Annotated in this window: 22 protein-coding genes and 2 pseudogenes; 8 read left to right on the top strand and 16 right to left on the bottom strand. The window is 67.7% G+C overall.

Features of this window, described 5'->3' with window-relative positions; all coding sequences use genetic code 11:
• Positions 1-466: 466 nt before the first annotated feature.
• A complete protein-coding gene (locus BLW82_RS42435) occupies positions 467-958 on the bottom strand; it encodes a hypothetical protein (RefSeq protein WP_093507732.1) in 492 nt (163 codons plus the stop codon).
• Positions 928-1494: a hypothetical protein gene (locus tag BLW82_RS42430; RefSeq protein WP_093507731.1), complete on the bottom strand. Its 567-nt coding sequence runs from the start codon at positions 1492-1494 to the stop codon at positions 928-930. Before BLW82_RS42430 ends, BLW82_RS42435 begins: the two co-directional genes overlap by 31 nt.
• Between BLW82_RS42430 and BLW82_RS46440 the strand changes: the two genes are divergently transcribed.
• Both BLW82_RS46440 and BLW82_RS42420 read left to right on the top strand, forming a co-directional pair.
• The gene (locus tag BLW82_RS46440; RefSeq protein ID WP_371131458.1) at positions 1469-2089 is read left to right on the top strand and encodes an 8-oxoguanine DNA glycosylase OGG fold protein; all 621 of its coding nucleotides are present in this window, start codon (positions 1469-1471) and stop codon (positions 2087-2089) included. The two genes, BLW82_RS42430 and BLW82_RS46440, sit on opposite strands and share 26 nt — an antisense overlap.
• 1798 nt (positions 2090-3887) lie before the next feature.
• Positions 3888-4187, top strand: coding sequence for a muconolactone Delta-isomerase family protein (locus tag BLW82_RS42420; protein WP_093507730.1), 300 nt, complete (start codon positions 3888-3890; stop codon positions 4185-4187).
• Positions 4188-4662: 475 nt separating this feature from the next.
• On the opposite strand, the gene BLW82_RS42415 is transcribed toward BLW82_RS42420, so the two are convergent.
• Entirely contained in the window at positions 4663-5124 is a 462-nt protein-coding gene (locus tag BLW82_RS42415) for a transposase (protein ID WP_371131457.1), read from the bottom strand.
• 101 nt (positions 5125-5225) lie between these two features.
• Between BLW82_RS42415 and BLW82_RS42410 the strand changes: the two genes are divergently transcribed.
• Complete coding sequence (locus BLW82_RS42410) at positions 5226-5546, top strand: hypothetical protein (protein ID WP_093507729.1); 321 nt, start codon at positions 5226-5228, stop codon at positions 5544-5546.
• A 315-nt stretch (positions 5547-5861) separates the two neighbouring features.
• Here the strand turns inward: BLW82_RS42410 and BLW82_RS42405 are convergent, their stop codons facing one another.
• From BLW82_RS42405 to BLW82_RS42385, 5 genes are all read right to left on the bottom strand, one after another.
• On the bottom strand, positions 5862-6809 hold the full coding sequence (locus tag BLW82_RS42405; RefSeq protein WP_093507728.1) for a DUF6924 domain-containing protein: 948 nt from the start codon (positions 6807-6809) through the stop codon (positions 5862-5864).
• 18 nt (positions 6810-6827) lie between these two features.
• Positions 6828-8915, bottom strand: a complete 2088-nt coding sequence (gene ligA / locus BLW82_RS42400) for an NAD-dependent DNA ligase LigA (RefSeq protein WP_177233245.1) — start codon at positions 8913-8915, stop codon at positions 6828-6830.
• A 347-nt stretch (positions 8916-9262) separates the two neighbouring features.
• A complete protein-coding gene (locus BLW82_RS45975; RefSeq protein WP_256216160.1) occupies positions 9263-9457 on the bottom strand; it encodes a hypothetical protein in 195 nt (64 codons plus the stop codon).
• Between the two features lie 687 nt (positions 9458-10144).
• Positions 10145-10546: a nuclear transport factor 2 family protein gene (locus tag BLW82_RS42390; protein ID WP_093507726.1), complete on the bottom strand. Its 402-nt coding sequence runs from the start codon at positions 10544-10546 to the stop codon at positions 10145-10147.
• Entirely contained in the window at positions 10543-11541 is a 999-nt protein-coding gene (locus tag BLW82_RS42385; protein WP_093507725.1) for an NADP-dependent oxidoreductase, read from the bottom strand. Before BLW82_RS42385 ends, BLW82_RS42390 begins: the two co-directional genes overlap by 4 nt.
• A 121-nt stretch (positions 11542-11662) precedes the next feature.
• On the opposite strand from BLW82_RS42385, the gene BLW82_RS42380 reads away from it, so the two are divergent.
• Positions 11663-12538 carry a LysR family transcriptional regulator gene (locus tag BLW82_RS42380; protein WP_093507724.1) on the top strand — a complete coding sequence of 292 codons (876 nt, stop codon included), beginning with the start codon at positions 11663-11665 and terminating at the stop codon, positions 12536-12538.
• A gap of 500 nt (positions 12539-13038) precedes the next feature.
• Here the strand turns inward: BLW82_RS42380 and BLW82_RS42375 are convergent, their stop codons facing one another.
• A complete protein-coding gene (locus BLW82_RS42375; protein ID WP_177233244.1) occupies positions 13039-13440 on the bottom strand; it encodes an alpha/beta hydrolase in 402 nt (133 codons plus the stop codon).
• 209 nt (positions 13441-13649) lie between these two features.
• Here BLW82_RS42375 and BLW82_RS42370 point away from each other — a divergent pair, with 209 nt between their 5' ends.
• Entirely contained in the window at positions 13650-14201 is a 552-nt protein-coding gene (locus BLW82_RS42370; protein WP_093507722.1) for a GNAT family N-acetyltransferase, read from the top strand.
• A gap of 173 nt (positions 14202-14374) precedes the next feature.
• Here BLW82_RS42370 and BLW82_RS42365 read toward each other — a convergent pair whose 3' ends face one another.
• The 4 genes from BLW82_RS42365 to BLW82_RS42350 all read right to left on the bottom strand — a co-directional run bounded on the left by BLW82_RS42365 (position 14375) and on the right by BLW82_RS42350 (position 18356).
• Entirely contained in the window at positions 14375-14992 is a 618-nt protein-coding gene (locus BLW82_RS42365) for an NADPH-dependent F420 reductase (protein WP_093507720.1), read from the bottom strand.
• A 100-nt stretch (positions 14993-15092) separates the two neighbouring features.
• Complete coding sequence (locus BLW82_RS42360; RefSeq protein ID WP_256216159.1) at positions 15093-15947, bottom strand: LLM class flavin-dependent oxidoreductase; 855 nt, start codon at positions 15945-15947, stop codon at positions 15093-15095.
• Between the two features lie 63 nt (positions 15948-16010).
• Positions 16011-17552 carry an MFS transporter gene (locus BLW82_RS42355; protein WP_093507716.1) on the bottom strand — a complete coding sequence of 514 codons (1542 nt, stop codon included), beginning with the start codon at positions 17550-17552 and terminating at the stop codon, positions 16011-16013.
• 69 nt (positions 17553-17621) lie between these two features.
• Positions 17622-18356, bottom strand: coding sequence for an SDR family oxidoreductase (locus BLW82_RS42350; RefSeq protein WP_093507714.1), 735 nt, complete (start codon positions 18354-18356; stop codon positions 17622-17624).
• Between the two features lie 202 nt (positions 18357-18558).
• On the opposite strand from BLW82_RS42350, the gene BLW82_RS42345 reads away from it, so the two are divergent.
• Entirely contained in the window at positions 18559-19026 is a 468-nt protein-coding gene (locus BLW82_RS42345) for a MarR family winged helix-turn-helix transcriptional regulator (protein ID WP_256216158.1), read from the top strand.
• Positions 19027-19317: 291 nt separating this feature from the next.
• Here the strand turns inward: BLW82_RS42345 and BLW82_RS42340 are convergent.
• Positions 19318-20377, bottom strand: a pseudogene (locus tag BLW82_RS42340) (IS3 family transposase).
• Between the two features lie 79 nt (positions 20378-20456).
• Between BLW82_RS42340 and BLW82_RS43730 the strand changes: the two are divergent.
• A pseudogene (locus tag BLW82_RS43730) lies at positions 20457-20624 on the top strand (IS5/IS1182 family transposase); the annotation flags it as partial.
• Between the two features lie 613 nt (positions 20625-21237).
• Here BLW82_RS43730 and BLW82_RS42335 read toward each other — a convergent pair.
• On the bottom strand, positions 21238-23418 hold the full coding sequence (locus BLW82_RS42335; protein ID WP_218162400.1) for a right-handed parallel beta-helix repeat-containing protein: 2181 nt from the start codon (positions 23416-23418) through the stop codon (positions 21238-21240).
• Between the two features lie 150 nt (positions 23419-23568).
• Between BLW82_RS42335 and BLW82_RS44885 the strand changes: the two genes are divergently transcribed.
• Positions 23569-23712 carry a hypothetical protein gene (locus tag BLW82_RS44885; RefSeq protein ID WP_218162399.1) on the top strand — a complete coding sequence of 48 codons (144 nt, stop codon included), beginning with the start codon at positions 23569-23571 and terminating at the stop codon, positions 23710-23712.
• 292 nt (positions 23713-24004) lie between these two features.
• Here the strand turns inward: BLW82_RS44885 and BLW82_RS42330 are convergent, their stop codons facing one another.
• The gene (locus BLW82_RS42330) at positions 24005-24988 is read right to left on the bottom strand and encodes an aldo/keto reductase (protein WP_256216266.1); all 984 of its coding nucleotides are present in this window, start codon (positions 24986-24988) and stop codon (positions 24005-24007) included.
• Positions 24989-25012 lie beyond the last annotated feature (24 nt).

Genomic DNA, 25012 nt, shown 5'->3' with positions numbered 1-25012 from the left:
CGCGGCTTCTTGAAGGCGACGACGGTCTTGGTCGCCTTGTGCACGGCCTCGTGGACGATGCCCATGACGCCTTTGCCGTCCGGCAGCGGGAACTTCTCCAGGGCGTAGTCCTTCTTCACCCCGCGGGCCAGGCGGCGCACCTCGACGTAGACGTCGTCGGACCGCGGCTCGGGTTCCGCGGCGGCCGACGAGACGGCGGCCGCGTGACCGGTGACCTTCACCAGCACAGGGTGGACTGCGTCGATGTCGTTCGTCGGCCGCACCCCCAGCAGGTACGCGGGGCCGCCTGCCGGATCCTGGACGAGTCTGAGGACGTCGCCGAGCTGTACCTCGGCAACCGGGTCGCTGGTGCGGCCGGCGATGTCAAGAGCGTGCAGTTCCACGCCGACGCCCGAACCGGCCCGCCCCGCCACCAGGACGGTGTCGCCGCCGCTGCGCGCGAAATGCCCCGGGTAGGACACCGGAGTCAGCATCCAGTCCTCGAGCGTTCCGGCGCTGGTGCTGACGGCGAGGTCGACGACGGCGCTGTGTCCGCCGGCGGCGAGGAGGAAACGCCGCTCGCGAGCCAGGCGGCTGAGCGGACCGCCGCGTCGAAGTCGATGGCGAAGCGCTGCTGGTTGCCCACCTGCTCGTCGAGCCGCGTGAGCGCCATGGTCGAGCCGGCCCCCGTGCCGAGTGTCGCCCCGGACCCGGACAGGACCCACACGCTGGAGTCGGGGCCGAGCAGCAGGCTGGCGTTCGCCTCGAATCCGCCGCCGACCGCCCGCGGCACGCCGTCGCGCCACTGCACCACCGCCGGCCCGCACAGCACCCACACCGAGCCGTCCTCCAGCACCGCCGCATCGCCGTGTACGCCGGGCAGGGGCAGCCGCCACCTGGTCCCGCCCCGCCGCAGGCCCACTTCCGCGACACCCGCCTCGGTAGTGATCAGCGCGCGCTCCGCGGACTCCCAGGCCATCCCGGGGGTTCGGGGGCGGTGACGGCCGGGGCGGCGCCGAGGAGGCCGAGGAGGGTCTCGCGGTGGAGGTCCGCGATCGGGCCGAGGAAGTCCGGGTGGCGCAGCAGGGGGGCCGCGCGGTGGTCGCGTGGGCTGGGGATGGTCAGCCGGCGCGCGTCGCCCACGCCGTCGGGGCCGTGGTGGGTGGCGGCCAGGCAGGCGGCGGCCAGGGCGGCGAGGTCGGCGTCGGCCAGCAGGCAGGCCGCCCAGCTGACGACGGTCTCGTCGACCTGGGTGCGCCAGGCGTGGGTGGCGTCCGTCAGCGGGGGTGCGTCGGCGCCGGTGACGAAGTCCAGCCGGCCGGAGCCGCCGGGGCCGAGCAGGTCCAGCAGTTCGGCGTCCAGCGCGGTGGGGTAGCGCAGGGCGGCGGCGATGGTGGCCGCATGGCCTGCCTGGGCTTCGGCCAGGGCCTGGTTCAGTGGGCCGGTGGCCGGGGGGAAGGCCGCCAGCAGCCAGCGTGCGGAGGCGGCGATGACGGGCGAGAGCGCGGTGGGCATGGTGGACCGTCCTGTGCGTATGCCCGCCTGTCCTGGGTGTTCCGGTGTGGGTGATCCGGTCGCGGGCACTGCGCGCCCGGGCGGGGAGGTGCGGACAACGGTACGGCGGCCTCCCCCGGGGGCGACAGGAGCTGCGTCACAGCCGGGGATCACCCCCTGGCCTTCGGCACTGGCTCCCCACTCCTTCACCGGGGACGCCCGGGTCAGCCGGGCGCAGGTGACGTCGATGGTCGCCAACACGCTGGCGCGCGAGACGCTCCGAGAGGCATTGGTCGCCACCTACGTGTGGGGGAAGGGAAAGAGCGGCTCCCCCGGCGGCAGCGGACCAACCACCCTCCACAAGATCCTGGCCGCCGAGGACCTCCCGGCCCGGTGGCTGCGCTCCCTGGCCCAGGCGGTCGGCCGGGAGACGGGCCATGACCCCGACGGCGCGGTCGCCGCCTGGGTCTGGAAGACCAGGACTGGTCGCCCCACCGCTACAAGATCTACCTGTCCTTCATGCACGCCGCCGCCCACCAGGCGGCAGCGACAGACGGCTGGCCCTCCGATGCCTCCCCCGACCTGCTCGACACCGCAGAGAGCACCCTCCGGTTGAGCGCCCTGCCACCTGCGAACACTATGTGTACGGAAAATGTACGCACGTACGCCATACGTACGGTCCATGGGTAGGGGTAGGAGCGGCCCCACAATCGGGGAGCCGACCCCGGTGGTGCTGACCTGCCGCACCGCCCACCTCCACGCACTGGCTTTCAGCGTCCCGGGGAGCCCGGTCCGGGCCTGGGTATTTCGTCCGGGAGTTGCGGGTGCAGTGGCGAGGTGGGCGGCAGTAGGCCGGCGCGTTCGGCTGTGGTGCGGGCCCGAATCTGTTCCAGGCGGCGTCGGACGCGGGCGTGGGTGTACAGGTCCATGGCGTCGGTGAGGTGGTTCCATTCCTCGCCGTCCAGGCCCACCGGACGCGGGCCGAGCACGTCGGGGCCGGCACGGTGGTGGCGGTGGCGGTAGTCGCCGATGGCGGTCAGCAGCCGGGTGAAGGCGCGCTGTCCTCGTCGTCCTCGCCGGGGGCGGTGATCTCCTCCATCCAGGGCTCGGGCAGGGGCTCGCCGGCGAGTACGGCAGCCAGGGCGCGCCGGGGAGGCGGGCCTCGGGTGTGCCGTAGGACTGCGGGGCGATGCCGAGGGGGTCGCGCAGGGCCGGGTGGTCGGGCAGCGAGCCGGCGGGTGGCGGCGCGTCGAGGTGGCTGAGAGCGGCTTCGATCATGACGGAGGCGGGGGCGTCGGGTGGCGGGAGGTGCACGGGGCGGCGGCGTGCGGTCAGGGCGCGGACCCAGGCGTCGAGGTCGTCCCAGGCCGCTGCGTCGTTCGGGTCGGCGGGGGCGCGGGCCCAGTCCGGGTGTGCCGGTGATGGCGTGGCGGGTGCGCCACAGTTCCACGAGGGCTGCGGTGGTGGCCCAGGCGTGGCGGCGGCGCGGGGCGCTGGTCGGCGGCGGATTGCCGAGCGGGCGTGCCCCGGCGGGCATGGAGTTGGCCAGGGTGTGGCCGCGGTCGGCGAGCGAGCGGGCCAGGATGCGGTGGCGCTCGGCGAGGTGGGTGGCCCAGTGCTCGGGGGTGCCAGGGTGGACCAGGGCGTGGGAGTCGGCGACCCAGTCGGGTATCTGTGCGCGGTGGTTGGCGCGGTGCGGGGGGGGTTGTCAGGCAGGCGTTCACGGCCCCAGGCCATGGCCGCCCCCGTGCCCTGGGAAACCAGCAAGACCCTCGCGATCACCACCCACCAATCCCCTCCACAGCGGTCAGCGACAGCCGCACCGTCACCGTGCTGTGCGCGCCGCCCTGCTACCAGAGGCCGCCATCACAGGGGTCTCCAAGGGGGGAGGGCCTGAGGACGTCGCGTTCCCCGGGCCCGTCCCCCGGGGCGACCGACCCAAGCAGGCACGCAGCCAGCAGCCGCTGGAAGGAGTGCGTGACTCCCGAAGTCACGTACATCAGCAAAATCACGTGCGCGTGCGACTCCCCATCTCGTGCCGAAACGATGCCACCTCTCCTGACGTGAGGTGAGCCCGCCCGGGAGGGCGGGGCTCACCTCAGTGGTGTGCTAATTAATCACCACGATGATCACCAAGCCCGTGTCTGTTTGCTGCGCACCCCAACCGGTCACAACCCGGCCAGCCGGACGACCCCGGAACTTGCAACCACCCTGACTCCCGGACTCGCTACGGCTCCCAAGTCGCTGCCCGCGCGCACGCGCTTCCAAGATGCCGGTTGCGATGGAGAGGAATAGCGTCGAGTTACCCAGTCGGCTCGTGACGTGACGACGGAAAAAGGTGCGTCGCATCTTCAACACGAGTGTGACGGACTTTACGGAAAGGCCGATGCGGACGACGACTCGGGGTGTGCGGCATGCTTTTCTACGTCCAGATGCGCTGGAACATCGAGGGTCGCATGAGCTTCGATGAAATGTGGGATTATCAAGTAAGAGAGCAAGAGGAGGTCGGCGGTAAGGTAAATGTCGTCCACATGTACAAAGTGGCTGGCCAGCGGCGGGTCATCGCCGTGATCGATGCGGAATCCGCAGATGAGCTGGATCGAATCTTCATGGCAACGCTCCCGCTGAGAGAATATCTCGACATCGAGATCATCTGGGCGCTACGCGAGTTCTCCGGCTTCGTCGAGGACTGCAAACGACACTTCCGGGAATAGACACCCTACCTGCGGCTGTTTCCTGCCCACCCAGGGTGGTTGTAAGTTCCGGAGTCGTCCGGCTGGTCGGGTTGTGACCCCGGTTGGGGTGCGCAGCAGACAGGCACGGGCCTGGTGATCATCGTGGTGACTAGTAGTGCTTCGTTAGGTCTTGGATCTGGTTGTGCCTGTGGTGAAGGGGCGTCCGCAGGTGGTGCAGGTGCCGGTCCAGCAGCGCAGTAGGTCTTGTAGCGCGTCGAGGACTTGGTAGAGGCTCGGGCTTTCGTGCGGGCTTTTGGGTCGTAGCGTCGCAGGGTGAGGAAGGCCTGGGCGGCGGTGACGAGGGTGACGTGGTGGTGCCAGCCGCGCCAGGTGCGGCCTTCGAAGTGGTCCAGGCCCAAGCCGTGCTTGAGTTCTCGGTAGTCGTGCTCGATGCGCCAGCGCATCTTTGCCCAGCGCACCAGGTCGGCGATCGGTGTGGTGGCGGACAGGTTGGTCATCCAGTAGCCGCGGTCGGCTCGGTCGCCGTCTCGGGCTGTTCGACCAGCAGAGTCCGCAGCGGCAGCACGCCGTCCCACCGACTGCGTCCACCACCGTGTTCCTGCGCTGCGCGGGTGGCTTCCTTGCCCGACGGCCGCACCTCGATCACCGCGAAACGGGAGGTCATCGGTGCCTTGCTGCCCTGGCGCCAGGTCACGCTCTCAAAGCGGGTGGACGCATCGGCCAGCTGACGCAGGGGGCGGGCCGGCTCGCGATAGCGCGGCAGGGTGGGCGGCCCCAGCCCCTGGTAGGGCGGCAGACACGGGACGGCACCGGCCGGGCGGGCGACCTCCTTGGGCTCAACCGCCATGACGTAGGACCAGCCGCGTTCTTCCAGCGCCAGGCGGAAGGCGACGCTGCGACCTAGATCAGACGCCCTCTTACAGCGGCATCGCGATCGGGAGGCCTGCCAGTTCATCTACGAGACCACTCGCCGCGCGGATCGCGCCGCCCGGGGTACGGCCGCACTCTTCGCGGTGATCTGGGGTAGGCGGTGTGGCATCTGATGGGAGGATCATCATGACCACCTACGTGATCACTGTGCCCGGCACCTTTACCGCAGGCGTCGACGAGACGGCACGGCAGCGGCTGGGGCGGGCTCTGCGGCCCGCGGATCCGCACGGCACCAGGATGGGCAACGCCGAGGACCTGGACGTGCTCGCCGTCAACGACGACAACACCTTCGCCCTCCGGCTTACCGTGGAGGCGGACAGCAATGCCGACGCGGAGCGCGAGGCGCGGCGGCTTGCGGAGACCGCGCTGCGGGACGCCGGGCTCGACGCGGACCGCGTGCCGCTCGGCCCCGCACTGATCACCGGCATCGACTCCGAGATCGCCTGACCTGCCGGAGACTGTCCGACCCGCCGCGCGTCCTCACGGTCGACGGCAGGGCGTGCCCACGGCCGCCGCGCAGGCCGATCGGGGTGTGGGCAGGAGTCATCCATCTCTTCGGCGATCCGATCTGGGGTACTAGAGCTTGGCCGTTGCTACGCCGGCGGGAATCGAGTCCCAGACCCTGGTGGCCGTCTAGGACATCGTGCGGGAGGTGATCCTCTGATCAACGACCTGCGACCGGTGGTGCTCTCGCCAGGCCTCGCACAGCACACCGAACTCCTCCAGGCGCTCGCGCCCCATCAAGGAGGGACAGAACGTGTCTCAGGCGCCCTCCCACCACGGCTTTGTGCCCTCCTCGGTGACGAAGTCGTGGAAGTCCATGTTGGCGATCTCCAGGTTGCACGCCATCGATCCGACTTCGCGGCATGGGAGGACGGCCTGCTGCCCTGGGCTGTCGTACAGGTCGACGACGGTCAGCGGTCGTCCGGGCTCGGCAAAGGTCCGGGCGTCGGCGAGTGCGACCAACGTGGTGTGCTCCTTGCACGGGACGAGCGCTGGGACCTGGCCCGGTTGGAGGCCTTCGAAGGCAGGGTCGTCGACGACGAGCGCTGTCAACGGGTAGTGCTCCACGTCGATCTCGTCCGGGTCCAGGTCCGCGCCGACCCAGCCGTCTGCGTCGGTCCCGCCCAGTTCGCCGAGCAGGGCTTGCCAGCCCGCCTCGTCGTCGAAGCAGGTGCGGACCAGCAGGGCCGCAGCGGTGGAGGGAAGTGACGGGAAGGACCGGTGCGGCGGCGAGGGCGTGGGCGTGGGGAAAGCCGGGCGGCCGCCGTCACCCTGGTACATCCCGCACCGGTCCATGTCGCGCACCAGGTCGTCGAAGACGAGTACGCCGCTCAGCAGGTCGGCGAGGATCTCGCCGAGCCGGGTCGACGGGACCCGGACGCCCCGCCCGGGTGTCGCCGCCAGGTCCACCAGCAGCGGCCCGCCCCCGCCGTACGCCACGGGGATGTCCGCCAGGACGACGACCGGCGGCACAGGACTGCTGTCGGGAACAAGCGCCGGGATGTTTCCCCCATGCAGGAAGTCCCATCGGCCGTCCTCAACCGTACGCAGCCGCACGCCCTTGCGTCCGAGGACGAGACCGTCGTCTTCCCGGCGAGCACCGATCTCGTCGAGGAGCCCGCCCCACAGGGCCCTGCCGTCCTCGTAGCACGTGCAGACCAACAGCACCTCACCGGGCGCAGGCTGAGGAAGCTCGGCACAGGACATGTCTCTCCTACGGCGGTGTCAGTTGAGGTAGTCGGCGACGAGGACGGCGAACTCGTCGGGTGTGGCGAGGCGGATGCCGAGGTCTTCGGCCTTGGCGCGCTTGGACCCGGCGTTGTCACCTGCGACGACCAGGGTGGTCTTCTTGGACACGCTGGAGGAGGAGCGGCCGCCGGCCCGCTCGATGAGTTCGTTCATCTGGTTGCGGCTGAGTTGTTCCAGAGGTCCGGTCATCGCACCGGTGACCGCGACCGTCATCCCGGTGAGTGGGCCGACGGCCGTGGTGGAAGCTGCGGTTGTGTCCTCGGTGCCGATCTCTGCGGCGGGCGCGAACGTGGCGCCGGGTTCGGTCATGTTCACCCCGGCCGCGGTGAGTTTGTCGATCAGCGGTGCGAGATCGGCGATTTCAGCGGCGATGGACGGCGCTTTCTCTGGGCCGATGCCCTCGACCTGTTGGAGAGCTTCGACGTCCGCAGCCCGGATGTTGTCCATGGTCGCGAAATGCCGGGCGATCCGCCGGGACATGGACCGGCCAGTGCCGCGGACGCCGAGTGCGCACAGCACTCGCGACAACGGCTGTGTCCTGGCCGCGGCCAGGGCTGCGAGTAGGTTGTCGGTGCTGGTGTCGCCCATCCGCTCCAGGGCGAGGAGCTGTTCGCGGGTGAGGGTGAACAGGTCGGCGAGATCGGTGACCAGGCCGGCCTCGACGAGCTGGATGACGCGGGTGGTGCCCAGGCCTTCGATGTCGAGCTGGTCGCGGCCGGCGGCGTAGGACAGGGAGGCGACCAGGTGGCAGTTGCGGCCTTGCTCACAGCGCCAGCGTTCCTGGCTGGTGTCGATGCCGGACCCGCACTGGGGGCACAGCTGCGGGAACACGATCGGCTGCTCGGTGCCGGTGCGCAGGTGGGCGACGGGCGCCTCGATGCGCGGGATGACATCGCCGGCCCGGTGCACCATGACGTGGTCGCCCAGGCGCAGGTCGCGGCGGGTGATGTCGGCCGGGTTGTGGAGGGTGGCGTAGGTGATGGTGGAGCCGTCGATCTCGACCGGTTCCAGGACGGCGCGTGGGGCGATGATCCCGGTGCGGCCCACATTCCACTCCACCTCGAGCAGCCGGGTGATCTTCTCCACGGCTGGCAGCTTGTAGGCGATCGCCCAGCGCGGGGCCCGCGATCCGGATCCGGCGGCCTGCCGGTCAGCGGCAAGATCGGCCTTGATGACGATGCCGTCGATCCCGAACGGCAGATCGGCACGCAGCGCGGCGATCTCCTTGACACGGGTGAGCACTTCGTCCGTGGTCGTGGCAGTGATGCCGGGCACCGGCGTGGCAGCGGTCGTGTTCACACCCAGCTCGGCGGCCAGGGCCATCAGCTCGCTGTGCGCGAGAGCGGTAAGCCGCTCGGCCAGGACATCGTCGGTATCAGGCAGCGCCAGCAGGCCGTAGCCGAAAAACGTCATCGGTACCGTGTAGGAGCGGTCCCTGGCACGCAGCGTGCCCGCCGCGGCGTTGCGCGGGTTGGCGAACGGCTGGCCGCCGTGTACGGTGCGCACCTCGTTGGCATGCTCGAACTGGGCTGTGGTCATCAGCACTTCGCCGCGTACCTCCACTGTGACCGCCTCGGCCAGCTCATCCGGGAGACCCTCTACGGTGCCGATCGCGTGCGAGACGTCCTCCCCGGCGATCCCGTCGCCCCGGGTGATCAGCCGGGTGAGCCGGCCGCGGTTGTAACGGGCGGCGACGGCCAGCCCGTCGAGCTTCGGCTCAGCGCTGAAGCGTTCCGCCTCATGACCGAGCCGACGGGCCAGTGAGGCCGCCCAGGCGGCGAACTGCTCCGGGGAGAACACGTTGTCCAGGCTCAGCATTGCGACCGTGTGGGGCACATCGCCTTCGGCCGCACCGCCGGCGACCTTCCCGGTCGGGGAGCCGGGCAGCACCTGGTCAGAGTGATCGGCCTCCCACGCAGCGATACCTCGCACGAGCCGGTCGTACCTGTCGTCATCCAGGGGCGAGGTGCCGCCCGCGTAGTAGGCGGCCGCGGCCTTCACCGCGTCATCGACCGCCTGCGCGTAGGCGGCAGCATCCACTATCTGCACAAAGGGCGTCGTCATGCCCGCCATCCTGCCTGCCACCACTGACAACGCCGTCCCCCCGGCTCGGTGCGCTCACCTCGCCATGACCGACCTGGTGGCCCGCCGCCTCACCGGCGGAGGCACCATCTCCTGGCGCGCTGCGACTGCGGCCGGAACGTCCCGAGTGTCTTCAGGGCCGAAGCCGTGATGTCGTGCTGCTCATGTCGTACCGAGGTGTCGAGCGCGTAGGCCACCAACTCGATTGCGGCCGGGTCATCGAACGCAGCGAGTGCGCATCGGCGTCCAATTCGTCGCTCCAGACGCCCCTCCAGCCACAACGGTGCGGCATCCGGGCGCTCGCAGACCACGATGCTTCGTGCGTGCGGCTACCTGACTTCGACGGAGTACGAGCCGCCGGGGAACTCCCGTCCGTCGGTGCCTTCGCCGATGTCCTCCACGATGACGTCGTCGATGAAGTGGTCCTCGAACTCGTCGTCGGTGAGTTCGCCGGTGAGCCAGAGTCCCTCGATCTCGTCCCAGTGGCCCCGGCTGCCGTCGATCCGCAGGGGCGCGGCGTCCACGGTGCCGCGCGTACGCTCGTCGTCGCCGGTTTTGACGACGCCGCTGATCTCGTACTGGCCCCGCTTGATGTGGTCGGGGATCGGGTCGGCGGGGACGATCGCCGTGTTCTCACATTGCGCTCCGCGTCGGACAGCCAGTTGATGAGGGTCTTGGTCGTGACGTTGAGGCCAGCGTCCATCTGTACAAGATCCGCTGGCGCGACCTTGACCCGCCACCCACGATAAATGGAACACTTCTTCGAGTTTCGGGTGAGGCGGGTGATGACCCGGGGGCGTCCCAGTGGGTGTGTCAAGACCTCTGGAGCCCCCACTTCAACCCGTTCGGGGCGCGGGTGATCACCGGCAGTTCGCGGAACACGATCCCGGAGCCGAGGGACCATAGGGCGAACACAGCAGTCGTCGGCACCTCGCGGACCGCGGGCACAGGTGGCGGAATTCCCCGCCTGCCTGCTCTCCACGTCGAAGGATCTGGCCCCGCGGCCGCCGGAAAGGCCATCACCACTCTGGCTGTCCCCGACCGCCTGCCCGATCTGCCAGGGGCAGCCGAGCCTGCTGGCGTTCCACAACGCATCGGCCAGCTGATCGTCTCCCTGGACAGGGGCCGTGCTGTTCGTCGTCGGCCCAATCGGTACCCGGGCGCCGTCGGCAGGCATCCGATGATCGCCGGGCGCACTGCCTGGCCTCGCCCTACAAGGCGTTGTCCAGCGTCAAGGTGAGCTCGGCGATCCGCCACATACCGTCGGACCGTCGCAAGCTCAACGTGTAGACCCCGGTCGAGATCATCTGGATGCTCTCGCCGGTGTTCCTCGTCTGCAGTGGATAGGCCTGCACCTCGGCGGTGGCGGCGTCCGTCGTCGTGACCACGACGTTACCCAGGTGGTGCCGCACCCTTCCGGTCTGGGACGTGTGCCCGTCACGGATGAAGTCGAGCACCGCCGCGCGTCCGGCGACCGGGCCGAGCACCCCCTGTCCGGGCATCGTGAAGGTCCAGGTGGTGTCCTCGGTCAGGACCGCTTCCAACTCGGCGACATTCAGCTCGTCCAGGGCATGGGCGTAGTGCGCCACCGCCTGCTGGAGGTCGGCGATCACGAGACCACCGTCAGCACGATCTTGCCCTGGATGTGGCCCTGCACGGCTCGCGCGTGTGCGCTGCCCGCTTCGGAAAGCGGGTAGGTGCTGTCCACCCCGACCTGGAGCTCGCCCTGGTCGAACAGGCGCCCGATCTCGGCGAGCTGGGGGCCGTTGGAACGCACCTGAATGTTCGAGACGGTGATGCCAAGACGCGCCGTCTCTTCCGGGTCGTACTGGGCGAAGAACACCGGAAGCATGGTGCCGCCGCCCTTGAGCACGGTCAGGAAACGTGAACTGTCCGGGCCACCGACGGTGTCGATCACCAGGTCGACGCCGCTGACCACGTCCGCGACCTCCGTCGTGGTGTAGTCGATGAACTCATCGGCGCCGAGCTTGCGCAGGAACTGCTCGTGCCGGCTTGAGGCCACCGCGATGACGTGTGCCCCCTTCCATTTCGCCAGCTGCACCGCGAAGTGACCCACTCCACCAGCGGCCCCGTTGACCAGCACGGTCATCCCTGGCGTGATCGGCACCGGCTGGTGCACCTGGCCGGTGAAGGGAGACGGCACGTCGTGGCCGAGATCAACCAGGTACTGCCAGGCCGTCAGCAGGGCCATCGGCGCCCCGGCCGCCTCAACGTGGTCGATACCGGCCGGCTTGTGAGCCAGGTCAGAAGCCGGCGCGGCCACGTACTCGGCGTACGTCCGGCCGTCGAATCCCGGGAACCGCAGCATGCCGAAGACCTCGTCACCGACGGCGAACCCGGACACGTCCGGAGCGACCGCCTCGACCACGCCCGACATGTCCGTTCCGGGGATGAGGGGGAACTCCAGCACCGGCCTCATCTCGGCCGGCATGACCTTCATCCCCTCACGCAGGTACCAGTCCGGCGGATTGATGCCCACCGCGTGCACCCGCACGAGCACCTCGCCCGGACCGATCTCGGGAACCGGCACCTCGTCGTACCGCAGAACTTCCGGCCCGCCCGCCTCGTGGAACTGGATCGCCTTCATCGCGCCTGTCGCTTTCTCAGGGAAACGTTGCTCCTTCAGTCAAGGCCCTGGACGGCATGGCCGTCCAAGACCCTTTCGGCAACCGGTCATTCCGAAACAGCATGACGCGTACTCTGCAACGGTGAACGATCTCGGACAGGACCTGGAACTGCGGCTGGTGCGCTACTTCACCGTGGTGGCGGCGCACCAGCATTTCGGCCGGGCTGCCGCCGACCTGCGCGTAGCCCAGCCGGCGCTGAGCCGCCAGATCCAACGGCTCGAGAAATATCTCGGCACACGACTGCTGGACCGCACACCCCAGGGCACCCGGCTCACTCCGGCCGGCCAGACATTCCTCCCGCAGGCCCAAGCCCTGCTGCAGGCCGCCCGCCAGGCCGAACTGGCCGTCCGTGAACAAGCCCGGACCGAACGGATCACCATCGGCTATGTCGAGGACCTGGTGATCACCGCCGCCGTACGGGAACTGCGCCGCCGTCACCCAGACGCCGCGGTCGCCACCCGGCATCTGAGCTGCCGCGACGTCGGCGCACTGTCCGACAAGCGCGTCGACGCCCTGATCGCGCGGACCCCGTTGCCGCTCGCCGCCGACAACGTGTCCACGACCCCCCTGTACGAGGAGCCCCGGATGCTCGTGGTCCCCCGCGGCCATCCCTGGGCCGACCGCGCGTCGGTGACCGCGGAAGAACTGGCCGACGAAGAGGCGGCCCCGTGCGCGTTCGAGACCCCGGACTGGACGTCCTACCGGATCCTCGGGGCCGGCGTGCCACCGATTGAGAGCTACGAGGACAAGCTCGAACTCGTCGCGAGCGGCGGGGCGATCGCCGTCCTACCGGTCGGCGATCGGCGCAGCTCACTGCGTCCCGACCTCGTCACCGTCCCGATCGAGGGTGCTCCCCCCAGCCAGGTCGTCCTGGTCAGCCGCAAGGGCGACCCGAATACAATGATCAGGGATCTCCGGCTGGCTGCCAAGGCCGTCCTGGCCGCCCCGCCATGCTGACCGGAACCAGGCCGGGCGATGACCATGGGCGGCAGGTCTACCACGGCCTCCGAGTAGAGACCCGCCAGCTCACCGCAGGCTGAACACCGCTCGACGCAGGAACTGCCCGTCTTGTCGCCGACTGCTCTCGGGAAACGACAATGGCCTGTGCTCGCCTCGTAGAGGGCACAGCATCCTGAGGAGTCCGGGGCGCTGGAGTGAGAGGCATGACTGGCTTTGTTCGTGACGACGGGCATCACTTGGTCACAGATTCAGAAGCAGCCGACGTTGGGAAACCATTCGAAATGGTCGTGGGTTTCGACAGCACCGGTGCCTCCTGCCTTGGTACGGATACCTGGGTTGTCGGCTGAGTCAATGCTCGACATCCGTAGTCGTGAAGGCCGGTCGGCGGGATGCCGGGGGAAGGAGGACCTTTGGCCGGGATGGTTCGGCGGGAAGACCGGAGCACGGTGCGCCGCCGCCGGCGAGGTCGGCAGCGGCGGTGTCGCGATTGGGGTTCTTCAGCTGTGGAGGTGGCGGCACAGATAGTCGTGCCAGGTCTGTTCGAAGGTTTTGGCGGGGGCTGACTGCGGGGCGAACACGTCCCAGGCGTGGAAGGCGTGGGCGTAGACGTGCAGGTCGACCGGGACGCCGGCGGCGATCAAACGCTGCGCGAAGTCGAGGTTCTCGTCGCGGAAGACGTCCAACTGGGCAACGGCGATGAAGGTGTCCCGCAGGCTCGTCGACGAACTGGGCAATCTGCCCACCGTCCTTGTCAGATGACGGGTCTGGTGCACGACCGCCTGCAAGTCGGTGCCATCGAAGTCATAGTCGGCGTAACGCGCCAAGAGCGCCAAGAAGGGCCTGACGTTCTCGTTCCAGATCCAGCCCTCTACCGGGCACTCCCGGTCGCTCTCTGCCATCCGGTCAGAGTGCCACATGCGGCACGTTCGCTCCCTCCCATATGTCCGTTCACGGAACTGCGGACAGAGCCGAATTCAAGGAGCCCCATCGGGAGCGGGCGTTCGGTTCGGATACTGGTCCGGTGTGCAAATGAGCCGTCACTGGTGGGGGGTCCTTCCGGTTCCAAAACCGTGTGCGAGCCGCCCGGAGGGACCTTTACCCTCCGGGCATGGATCTTCGCGAAGAACTTCCGAGCGACAGGCAGGCCGTGCGGGATGTTCACCTGCAGGCATTCGGTGACCATGGCCTTGTCGTGGCCGACCTGGTCGATACCCTGCGGGACACCATCACACCCCAGGACGGTCTCTCGCTGGTCGCCGAGCATGACAGGCAGGTCGTCGGGCATGTCATGTTCACCCGCAGTCTTCTCGACGCGCCTCGCCGGCTGGTTGACGTGCAAGTCCTCAGCCCTTTGGCCGTGATGCCCGAGCTCCATCAGCGGGGTATCGGCTCGGCCCTGGTTCGACACGGACTGGAGGTCCTCGCCGAGCGGGCTGTTCCGCTCGTCTTCCTGGAGGGTGATCCGGGCTATTACTCGCGTTTCGGCTTCGTGCCCGGTGGTGGCCTGGGCTTCCGAAAGCCATCCCTGCGCATCCCGGACGGTGCCTTTCAGGTCATCAGGTTCCCGGAGCATGAGCCATGGATGACGGGGACGCTGGTCTATGCAGAGCCGTTCTGGCGGCATGACGCAGTTGGCCTGCGTGACCCCAACGCCCAGTGACGCGAGTCGCCGATCCCCGGGCTTGGGCAAGCGACCAGAAGATGTTGATGTTCAGGTGGCCTAGCAACGGCGTCCCTGGTCACGGTTGCCCTCAATCACTCAGGTCGTATCGTACTTACCTCTCTCGGTCAGCACGGCAAAGCCGAAACGGCCAGCCCAAACCGAAAGGGTGTTCAGCGGACTTCAGCGCCGAGGGCGATGTCGAAGCCGGCGCCGTTGCGGGCCAGCCCCATCAGCAGGATGCCGGTCCATTCGAGGACCGAAGCCATCTCGAGCCCTCCCGTGTCGAGGGGCCGCAAGTCGATGCTCTCCAGAAACGCCGCGACTTGGGCCTTCGCTGCGGCGTCGTCGCCGGCAACAAAAACGTCCAGGGGCGTGTCGTGAGCGAGGACGTGGCCGAAGACCGAGTTCAGCGCCTTCACGACGGGTGTGCCCTCGGGGGCGGCAGCGGCGATCTCCTGGGCCGCCGAGCTGTCTGGGGTGGTCGCGAGTCCGCTGGCGTCGGCGTTGAAGGGATTGGAGATGTCGACGAGGATCTTGCCGGCAAGCGCGTCGCCGTAGTGAGTGACCGTGTCGACTGCGCCGGTGTACGGGACGGCCACGATGACGATGTCACCTCCCGGCGTTGCGCCGAACGCGCCGAGGGTGGCTCCGTGGCCGATTTGGTCGGCCAGTACCTGAGCCTTGGTGGTGTTGCGGCTCATGAGCTCGACGGTGTGGCCGCGCCTGGCTGCCCGGGTGCCGATGACGGTGGCCATGTTGCCCGAGCCGATAATGCTGATGGTGGTCATGACGTGTTCCTCTGCTGTGTATGGAGCTGCCGGTAAGGAGTGTGTTACTGGTCTGGTGGGCTGCATCAAGCGCTTCGGCCATGCAGCATTGGCTCGCGGCCTAGTTGCGCTCGCGGGCGACGTGTTCGCGTACCGCGGGGATGGTTTCAGCGGCGAAGCGCTCGATTACGTCCGGGTCGTCGCTGGCCAGGATGAAGATGCTGACACCGTCCTCGACGGCCAGCTGGGTCAGTGTCTCCTGAGTCTGCTGGCCCGGGAAAATGTTGAGTAGACGGGTGATCTCGCGGGGATCGCGGCCGGCGGCCCCCGCGGCATCGTCGATGATCGCGTTTCCCTTTGACAGGCCGCCCGGCTCCATCATCGGCAGCGACGGCAGCCAACCATCGGCCTTGCGTCCCACCAAGGCCTGCATCTTCGGCTTGTGGGCGCCGAGCCAGATCGGGATCTCGTGGGCGGGCGCGGGTCCACGCTCGGCGCCGTGGACCGAATAGAATTCGCCGTCAACATCCACGTCGCCGGGCCCGTCGGCATTCCAGACCCCGCGGATGATGTCGATTGCCTCGTCGAGTGCCGCAACGCCCTGTAGCGGGGTCAGCCGTCGTCCGCCGATCGCCTGCACGGCATCCCAGTAGAAGCCGGCTCCGAGTCCGAGGCTGGTCCGTCCACCGGAGAGCAGGTCGAGGCTGGCCGCCGCGCGGGCGAGTACGGCGGGGGGCTGACGCAGCGGCAGGTTCAGCACGTTGCCGGACACTCCGATGCGCTCGGTCCGCGCGGCCACCCAGCTCAGCAGAGTCCAGGTATCGAGAAAGCTCGACCGGTAGGGATGGTCCTGGAAGGTGACGAAGTCGAAGCCGAGCCGCTCACTTAGCTGCGCCAACTCGACCGGACGGCTCGGCGGGGAGTTGGTGGGACCGATGAATGTTGCGAAACGCAGGGGATGACCGTAGTCAGGCATCGATGTCTCCTTCAGTCGTTCGTTCGTGGTCAGCCGCGACGCGAGGTCGCGCACAGCGTGTCGTCAGATCAGGGCGCTGACGATTTCGTCGAGAGGCTCGGGCTGGCCGGCCTCGTGGTGAAGGCTGGTGCCACCGCGGATCAGAGCACCGCAGATGACAGCGGCGGCCCAGAACAGGCCGGCGGCCCACCAGAAGCCGACAGTGAACCCGTGCACGGTGGCACCAACAAGGGCCGTGCTGCCATGGTGGGTCAGGTAATGGTGGGTTGCGGTAGCGACGAAGGTGCTGATCAAGGCGACGCCGAGCGCCGAGCCGAGTTGCTGGGAGACGTTGTTGAGCGCCCCGGCGGTGCCGGCGTCGCGCGGTTCGACACCCAACTGCCCGACCGCGACGGCCACGACGGCGGCCGAGCCGATACCGGTTCCGATCAGGATCAGCCCGGGCAACACCCAGGCCGCGTACAGGCTGCCCGCATCGGCCTGGGCCAGCAAGGCCGCCCCGGCACCGGAGGCGATCAACCCAGCAGCGACGATGACCCGCATAGTCAGGCGCTGCAGCAGCACGCCCTGGGTCAGCGTCGCGACCACCCCGATCGTGACCATCAGCGGCAGGAACGCGACACCGGTCATGATCGGCGAGTAGCTCAGCACACCCTGGAAGTAGTACGTCAGGAACAGGAAGACTGCGAACACCGCCGCGTTCGCCAGGAAGAGCGTCAGATAGGCAGCACTGCGGTTGCGGTCGGCGAGCACGCGCAGCGGGATGAGCGGGTAACGGTCGACCTTCTGCAGCACGACGAAGCCGACCAGCAGGAGACCACCGACGACGAGCGGGGTCAGCGTGACCGTCGAGCCCCAGCCGTCGGTCTGGGCCTTGGCCGATCCGAAGACCAACCCGAAGATTGCCGCCGAGCCGACGACAGTGCTCGACACGGAAAGCTTGGGCTTGTCGGGATCGGTGGAGGTGTGAAGCAATGTGAGTCCACCGATTATCCCCACGACCGCGAGAACGATGTTCACGTACATGCACCAGCGCCAGCTGACGTAGTCGGTCAGCAACCCACCCAGCAGAAGGCCGATGGCGCCGGCGCTGCCGGACACCGCTCCGAAGATCCCGAACGCCTTGTTCAGCTCCCGGAGGTCGATGAAGATCACGGTGATCAGCGACAACGCCGCCGGCGCGAGAATCGCGGCGAACCCGCCCTGAACGGCCCGGGCAGTGATCAACGTGCCGATGTTCGGGGCCGCGCCACCGACGGCGGAGGCAATCGCGAAGCCCAGCAGTCCCACGATGAACATGGTCTTGCGGCCGTACGCGTCGGCGAGTCGGCCGCCAAGCGGTAGCAAACTACCGAAGGCCAGCACGTAAGCAGTGATGACCCACTGCCGGTTGGCGTCAGAGAAGCCCAGGTCGGCCTGCGCCGAAGGCAGGGCCACGTTCACGACAGTCGCATCCAGCAGGATCATGATCTGGGCGATGACGACGACGCCCAGAGCCATCCACCGTCGCTCGTAGTAGGGATTGTGTGGAACTGTCGATTGCGCTGCGTCGGCTTTCGCGACGACGGAGACGCCGGGGGCCCTGGAGAGCTCGTTACTGCCCATTTTCTCTGCTCCTCGTGCGGTCAGGTCGGAGCGCCGACATGGGAGCACTCCTCTGGTCGGCGTTCGCCGTTAGATCTGGCTGAACCCGCCGTCGACGACTAGGTTTGCGCCGGTGATGAAGCTGGAGTCCGAGGAGGCCAGGAACAGCGCAGCAGTCCCGATTTCCTCGCTGCTGCCCAGCCGTCCCAGCGGGATGGCGGCGGTGATCTGCTCCCGAAACTCGGGGGATACGGTGCTGAAGAGCGCGGTGTCGATCGAACCGGGACTGACGACATTTACCCGGATACCGCGGACCTTCAGCTCCGCGGCCCAGGTGCGCGCGAGTGAACGAACGGCGGCCTTGCTCGCCGAGTAGACACCGGCACCGGGGATGCCCTTGGTCGCGCTGGTCGTGCCGTTCAGGATGATCGACGCACCGTCGCTCATCAACGGCAGCAGGTACTGAACGGTGAACACAGTGCCGCGGAAGTTCACGCCCACCATCGCATCGAACGTATCCGGGGTGATGCTTCCCAACGGGTCGGACACCGACCCGAGGCCAGCGCTCGCAAATAGGACGTCGACTCGTCCGTGGTACTCCCGCACGGTCTCAGCCAAGCGAGCTAGGTCGTTCAGATTTCCCGAGTCCGCCTGTACGCCTGTCACGTTGTGGCCGATGGCGGCGACCGCCTCGTCCAGTCTGTCCCTGTCTCGTCCGGTGATGAACACGTAGGCGCCTTCGGCGACGAACAACTTGGCCGTTGCCAACGCCATCCCAGAGGTCGCTCCAGTGATCACGGCGACCTTGCCATCAAGTTTGGGCATGTTGTCCTTTACCTTTCTGTCGGCCGATCGGCCGATCGATGTGTGGACCTGCGAGCTACGTGGGGCCGGCGGGGTGACGCCGGTTGTGAGTAGCGCTCCGCAAGCGGGATCGGTTCCCGTTCATAGCTGCATGCCTACCGTAACAGATGCGTGCGCGCGCATGTAAACGGGCGAGCATCAAATTTCGGGTACACTGGCGAGCGTGAGGGCACCCGTGTCGCAACCGCGAATCATTTCCCCGGACCAGGTCAACGGCTGGTTTGCGCTGCTGTTCACCCACGCCACGGTCACCGGGCGGATCGACGCCGTGCTGATGGACCAGCACAAGATCTCGTTCAGCACCGTCGAGATCCTGTGCTGGCTCCTGGAGGCCGAGCCTCAGTCGGTTCGAGGTCTGTCTGGCAAACTCGTCAGCGTCAGCCCCACCAGAGCATCACGGTTGGTTCAGGGACTGATCGATGCCGGGCACCTACAACGTGGAGCCGACCAAGGCGACGGTCGAGTGTCGCTCATCAGCTTCACCAAAAGCGGACGGGACTTCGCCGAGACGGTCAGACGAACATTCGAAGATTCGGTCAAGAAATATTTCGTCGATCCCCTCAACGACGATGACATCGCTGCCCTCACCCGGATCTGGGCCAAGCTCGAAAACGCAGAAGGTCCTAGCTGAGGGAATCCGATTCGCCCTGATCGCTGCCCCTCTCCCGGCGACACGAGACCGATCAGCGGCTGTCGTCCGCTGTCTGGACTTCGGGCTACAGGACCGCGCGGTGCTGGGATGGATCGCTGCGACGCCCACACTGAGCCGCTGCCATCCGCGAGCAATCGCGACATTCGCACCTTACGTCGCCGAAGAAGACCGAACCCCACACCAACAGGACGCGGTCGCTCGCCCGGGCGATGAGCTGATAGCGGCCGATTGGCCGGACCCGAGAACTGATCCACGGTAGGTGGAAGTCGTTCATCGGCGGGTGCAAGCGGCAGCGTAGACCGCTGGGGCTTGGAAGCCGAGCGAGGAATGTCGTCGGCGCTGGTTGTAGTCCTCCTTCCAGTCGCTGATCACGACTCGGCCCTGGGCCAGCGACCAGAAGATGTTGACGTTCAGGCATTCGTCACGGACCCGGCTGTTGAACGACTCGACGTATCCGTTGCGCCAAGGCTCGCCGGGCGGGATGAAGGCGAGCCCGACCCGTTCGCCGGCCCAGTCGGCCATCGCCTCGCAGGCAAGCTCGGGGCCGTTGTCACAACGCAGCACGGCCGGGTAGCCACGCATCGGTGCGAGGCGGTCGAGTTCGTCGATCAGGTTTTCTCCGGTGATGTTCGCTCGACCAGGCCGCCGAGACACTCGCGGGTGTGCTCGTCGACGATGGAGGCGATCTTGATCGGGCGGCCGTCGGTGGTGGCGTCGAACTGGAAGTCAACCGCCCAGACCTTGTACGGCGACGATGTTGCGGAACGCGTAGGCCTTCCTCACGCCACAGCCGCTGCAGCTTCTTGTGATTCACCGCCCAGCCCTCGGCGTGGGCGTCGTGGAAGGCTGGGCGGAACCCGCCCCGCGGGTGGTCCTTCGCCCACGCCCGCAGCCAGGTCCGCGGCCCGGCATCCAGATCAGCCACGGTGGTTGCTGCCGGTTCTCGTCGCTGCGTCGTTCTGTTCTGCCCGGTCACCCGGCAAGCGAACCGTTCGCACGCCCATCACGCGGATGAGGTGCGCAACGGCCGCCGGCCGACGTTCCGGGCTCAGAAGTTTCCCCGCGCGACCTCCTTCAACGCGGCCTTCTCCAACTCGGCATCGGCAAGCAGCCGCTTCAGGGTCGAGTTCTCCTTCTCCAGGTCCTTCAACCGCTTGGCATCGTTGGCCTTCAGTCCGCCGAACTGGTTTCGCCAGCGGTAATACGCCTGCTCGGACACCCCGAGCCCACGGTACACGTCGGCGACATCCCTACCCTCGCCCAGCATCCGATCGGCCTGCGCCAGCTTGCGCACGACCTGTTCCGGACTGTGACGCTTCCTCGTCGTCATCGTCATCGAGCCTTCCTGCCCACGTCGTGGGCGGCAGGACTCCCACTCGACCTGGATCAACCAACCGGGGTCAGGCCACCACGGCTTCGGCCTGGGCATCTTCCGGTACGTCGTCGAGAGAACGATCGCCTGGCTGCACGGCTTTCGTCGCCTGCACATCCGGCGGGAGCGACGCGACGACATCCTCGAAGCCTTCCTCGGACTCACCACGTGCCTCATCACCTACAGACATGTCCGACGCCTTTGATAGGACCTCTTGGGCCTGCCAGCAGCCAACCACCCCTCATCCACAAGTCTTGACAATTCCTCGCTGTTGGGTGAGCGGAGTGCCAAGCATGGTCCTGTGGCAAAAGGTTCGGTGTCCTTGGCCGGAGGGATGCCGTATGCGACTGGACAGAATCTGCACCCCAGAGGACCTCCCTGCCGACTCCCACGGGTTTCTCATGGACACATCGACCTGGTATCGGCGGCCACCGTCGGTTGTGCCGCTGATCGGCGCCTGTTCCGGTACTCAGCCGACTTGGCCCCACAGGACGTGCGGCCGCTGCCAGCTCGTCCGATGCCGAGGCGGGACGTGCGCTTCTTCTCGTCCTGGACGGCGTTGACGAGTGCCAGGCCACCAGCAAAGGAATTGCCTGCTATGGCACTCCAGCAACCGGACCCTCCGCCCGCGCCGGGTCAGAACGCCGTGCGGGGCGAACGTATGCTCGCCCCGCACGGCCGGACGGTCGACGACAGGTCACCTTGGCAGTCTGGGGCTCATGGGCCCGCCGTCAGAGTCCGTGAGCCTGAATCGTCACTCTGCCGGCGCGTTCCGGAACACATCGCCGCGCCTGCCGTCGACCCCCCGTGAGCGGCATCTACGGCGTCGTTGCGGCCGTGACGGTGCCGGAGTCGAACTGGTTGATCGCTGACTGCGTGACGTCGTGGGACGTGGAGAAGATGCCCGCATCCTGCTTCGCTGCCGCCGAGGCCAACGTCACGGGCTGACCGATCGGGACATAGTTGGCGCCGTCGTAGGAGTACGAGGCGCTGAACGAGGTGCCCGATCGGGTTAGCTTCACCCAGATGGGGCGGTAGATGTCGACGCCGGCGCGGGCGTCGGTGTCCAGGTACCCGTCGCCGTCGGCGTCCCACTCGAACACGACGCCGTTGCGGGCGGTGACCGCGACGACGGCGTACCCGGCCGAACTGCCCGCCTTGGTCATGTCGTTGCGGACCATGACCCCGGACTTGGCCCAGGCGTTGGCGTCGTTGACCGACACGACCCGGGTGGACACGCTCGAGTCGGCCGCGAACGAGCCGGACCGGTAGATCGAGCCGAACTGGTCGTCGTGCTGACCGCCGGCGCCCCATACGTCGGCGCCCGCCGCCGCGATCCCGAAGTCACCGAAGCTCTGGCCGAAGTACGAGCTGACGGCCGAGGCTCCGGCAGTACGGAGGCCGGGTGCGACCGGTCCACCGGACGGGCACCCGGTGAAGCCGAACTGGTTCGCGTTGAGCGACGTCCGGTACTGCGGTGCGACACCCGCCTGGCAGATCACGTCCCGTGCGCCCGCGGGCCAGTTGGCGCCGGCTACCTTCACGTTGTTGATCAGCTGGTTGTTGTGCGCCGCGGCGTTCGGCGTCGAGGCTCCGCCCGAGTTGTACCAGTTGTTCTGGATGAGGTTGTCGCTGGTGTTGTTGCGGAGGCTGGACGCGTTGGTGAAGAGGAAGGAACCGCCCTGGACCACGTTGTTCTCGTACGTCATCGAGCGCGAGCCCTCGTCGAGGTAGAGGCCGACGCCTGAGATGTTGAACAGGTAGTTCTTGTCGACCACGGTTCCCGGGCTTGCGGAGAGGTTGTAGACCGATCCGCCGTCGGCGAAGCGCGCCTTCGTGTTGTGCACGAGGTTGCCCTCGACGCGGTTGTCCTTGAGCGTGGTCGGCGTCGTGTAAAGCGGGTTCCACTTGTAGTAGCCGCGGTCCACGTAGTCGTTCGACCCTCCGGCGTCGTTGATGCCCCAGCCGTAGCCGGTGTCGATGCCGTCATAGGGGACGTTGGAGACCTCGTTGTGCAGGATGCGGGCGTTGGTGACGTAGGTGCTGAGGATGCCGCTGTTGTCCTTGTAGTCCACCCCCACGCGATTGATCGTGTTGTTGGCGATCAGGATGTTCTGGTTGGTCATCCTCGGGTCGCTGGGGTGGTGCGCGTCAGGCAGCACACCGCCGACCGCGACGCCGTGCCCACTGTCCTCCATGAACCGGTTGCCGACCACGTCGATGTCGCTGGCGCCCAGCCCGACGCCGGTCGTCGTGGCATTGGCGTCGTTTCCGACGCCCAGCGCCGACTGGCCGAGGTTGGTGAACGTGTTGCCGGTGAACGAGATGCGGCTGGCGGCGGAGACCTGCACGGCGGCGGGCTCCTGGTACCAGCTGGTGCGCGCTCGTTCGAACATCTCGCAGCCGCGCGAGCAGCTGGTGAAGGCGTCGGCGGGGCGGTAGTCGTAGGCGCCCTTGATGAAGAGGCCGTTCTGCTGGTCCGCGTACCCGTCGGTCGAGGGGCCGAGCCAGGAGGTTCCGGAGAACTGGATGCCCTCGAAGGCAAGACCGGTCACGGGCTTGTCGTACGTCCCGCCGATGCTGATCAGTGTCTCCAGACGGGGCAGCTCGATGTCGAGCTGGTTGGGATCGACCCCGTTCGCCGGCTTGTAGTAGAGCTTCCCGGCGTCCGGATCGACATACCACTGGCCGACCTGGGTGAGGAAGCTCAGCGAGTTGTCGAGGTACCAGGTCGGACCGGCCAGGAATGAGTTCTGGACGGTGTCCCAGCCCCACGTGTTGTTGTTCCACGCCGGCTGCGCCATCGTGATCTCGGTGGCACTGATGCTCTGAACCGGCGAGTAGCGGTTCGTGAAGTCGCCGAGGGACTCGAACTCGATGCGCCGCTGGTCGGGGAGCGTGGCGAGGTAGCTCAGGGCCGGGTTCTTGATGGTGAGACCCGTTGCGGTGGGAGTGACGTCCGCGTTGGCCAGGCGGATGGAGGCGCGAGGGGCGATCACGCCGTTCACGTAGAGCTGGCGGGTGTCGAAGCCGCTGGGTGTATGCGCTTCCCAGATGCCTGACCCTGCCTCGGACTTGGACCAGCCGGTGACCTTCGAGGCGCCTGTGATGACGGGGTGAGCGCCCGGGGCGGCGGTCCAGTGGATGGTGTGGTCGCCACCGTCATCGCCGGGTCCGAACCGGAGGGGCTTGGAAAGGCGATAGGTGCCGTCGGCAAGCTGAACGCTTACGTCACCCTGCTTGGCAGCCGGGCCGACAACATGCTGAGCCCGCTCGAGCGAGCACGGCTGTGACTGGCTGCAGTGTCCGGAGTCCTTCCCGTCCGGCGCCGCGAAGTACACCGTCCGAGGCGCGGCTTGCGCCTGGAGGGGAACGAGCGCTGATGCGATGACGGCGCAGACGCCGAGGGCCGCAAGGGTGCCCGCCCTGCGCCTCCACCGTCTGCTCACCGAGCGTGTCGAGTCTGACGTCGATGTCATGTTCGATCGCTTCCTGTGACTGGGGCGTTGATGCCCGCCACAGGGTTAGCATACGTATGATGTTTGCCACAAGATTCGTACGATGTTTACTTGGGGCCCGGGAGAACTAACGTGTGCGGGCGGGGTCCGGGACCAGTCCTGTGCCGTGCAGCTCCTCCCACAGCGCCTCCGGGATCACCGCCCGATACCGCGCGACATTGCTGCGCACATGCTCCTCGGTGCGCATTCCGGTCACCACGGAGGTGACCGCGGGGTGGCGCAGCGGGTACTGGATGGCGGCGGCGGGAAGCTCCACGCCGTGTCGCTCACAGACGGCCGCGATGCCGGCAGCGCGTTCGACGACGGACCGCGGCGCTGCCCCGTAGTCGTAGTACGCCGAGCCGTTCACGGCCGCATTGCTCAACAGCCCGGAGTTGTAGACCGCCGCGGCGACGACGCCCACGCCGCGGGCGCCGGCGACAGGCAGCAGGTCGTCCAGTGCCGATTGGTCGAGAAGAGTGAACCGTCCGGCGACCATCACCACGTCGACGTCGGTCCGCCTCACGAACTCGGCCAGCATCGCCGCCTGGTTCATGCCGGCGCCGATGGCACCGACGACGCCCTGGTCCCGAAGCTCGGCCAGAGCGGCGATCCCGCTCGACGATGCCGCCCGCCAGTGGTCGTCCGGATCGTGCAGATAGGCGATATCGACCCGGTCCGTCCCGAGCCGCCCCAGCGACTCCTCCACGGAACGAAGGATCCCGTCGCGGCTGAAGTCCCAGACCCGCCTCTTCGTCGCCGGGACGACGAACCCGTCGTCGTCGAGCCGGTGAGCCGTGTCCGGGCTGTCCACGAGCAGACGCCCGACCTTCGAGGAGATGACCACGCCTTGCCGGGCGGTCGCACGCAGGGCGTCCCCCAGGCGACGTTCTGACAGCCCGAGGCCGTAGTGCGGCGCGGTGTCGAGGTAGCGGATCCCTTCCTCGGCCGCAGCTCCGACGGCGCGAGACGACTCCTCGTCGGTCGTCTCGGTGAACAGATTGCCGAACTGGGCTGCGCCCAGGCCCAATTCCGTGAGCTGATGCCCGGTACGCAGGCTCCGGACGGGCAGCGTCTCTTCCGTGGATGGGTGGTC

Source organism: Streptomyces sp. Ag109_O5-10 (assembly GCF_900105755.1).
Taxonomy (GTDB): Bacteria; Actinomycetota; Actinomycetes; order Streptomycetales; family Streptomycetaceae; genus Streptomyces.
This window is presented reverse-complemented; position numbering and strand designations above follow the sequence as displayed.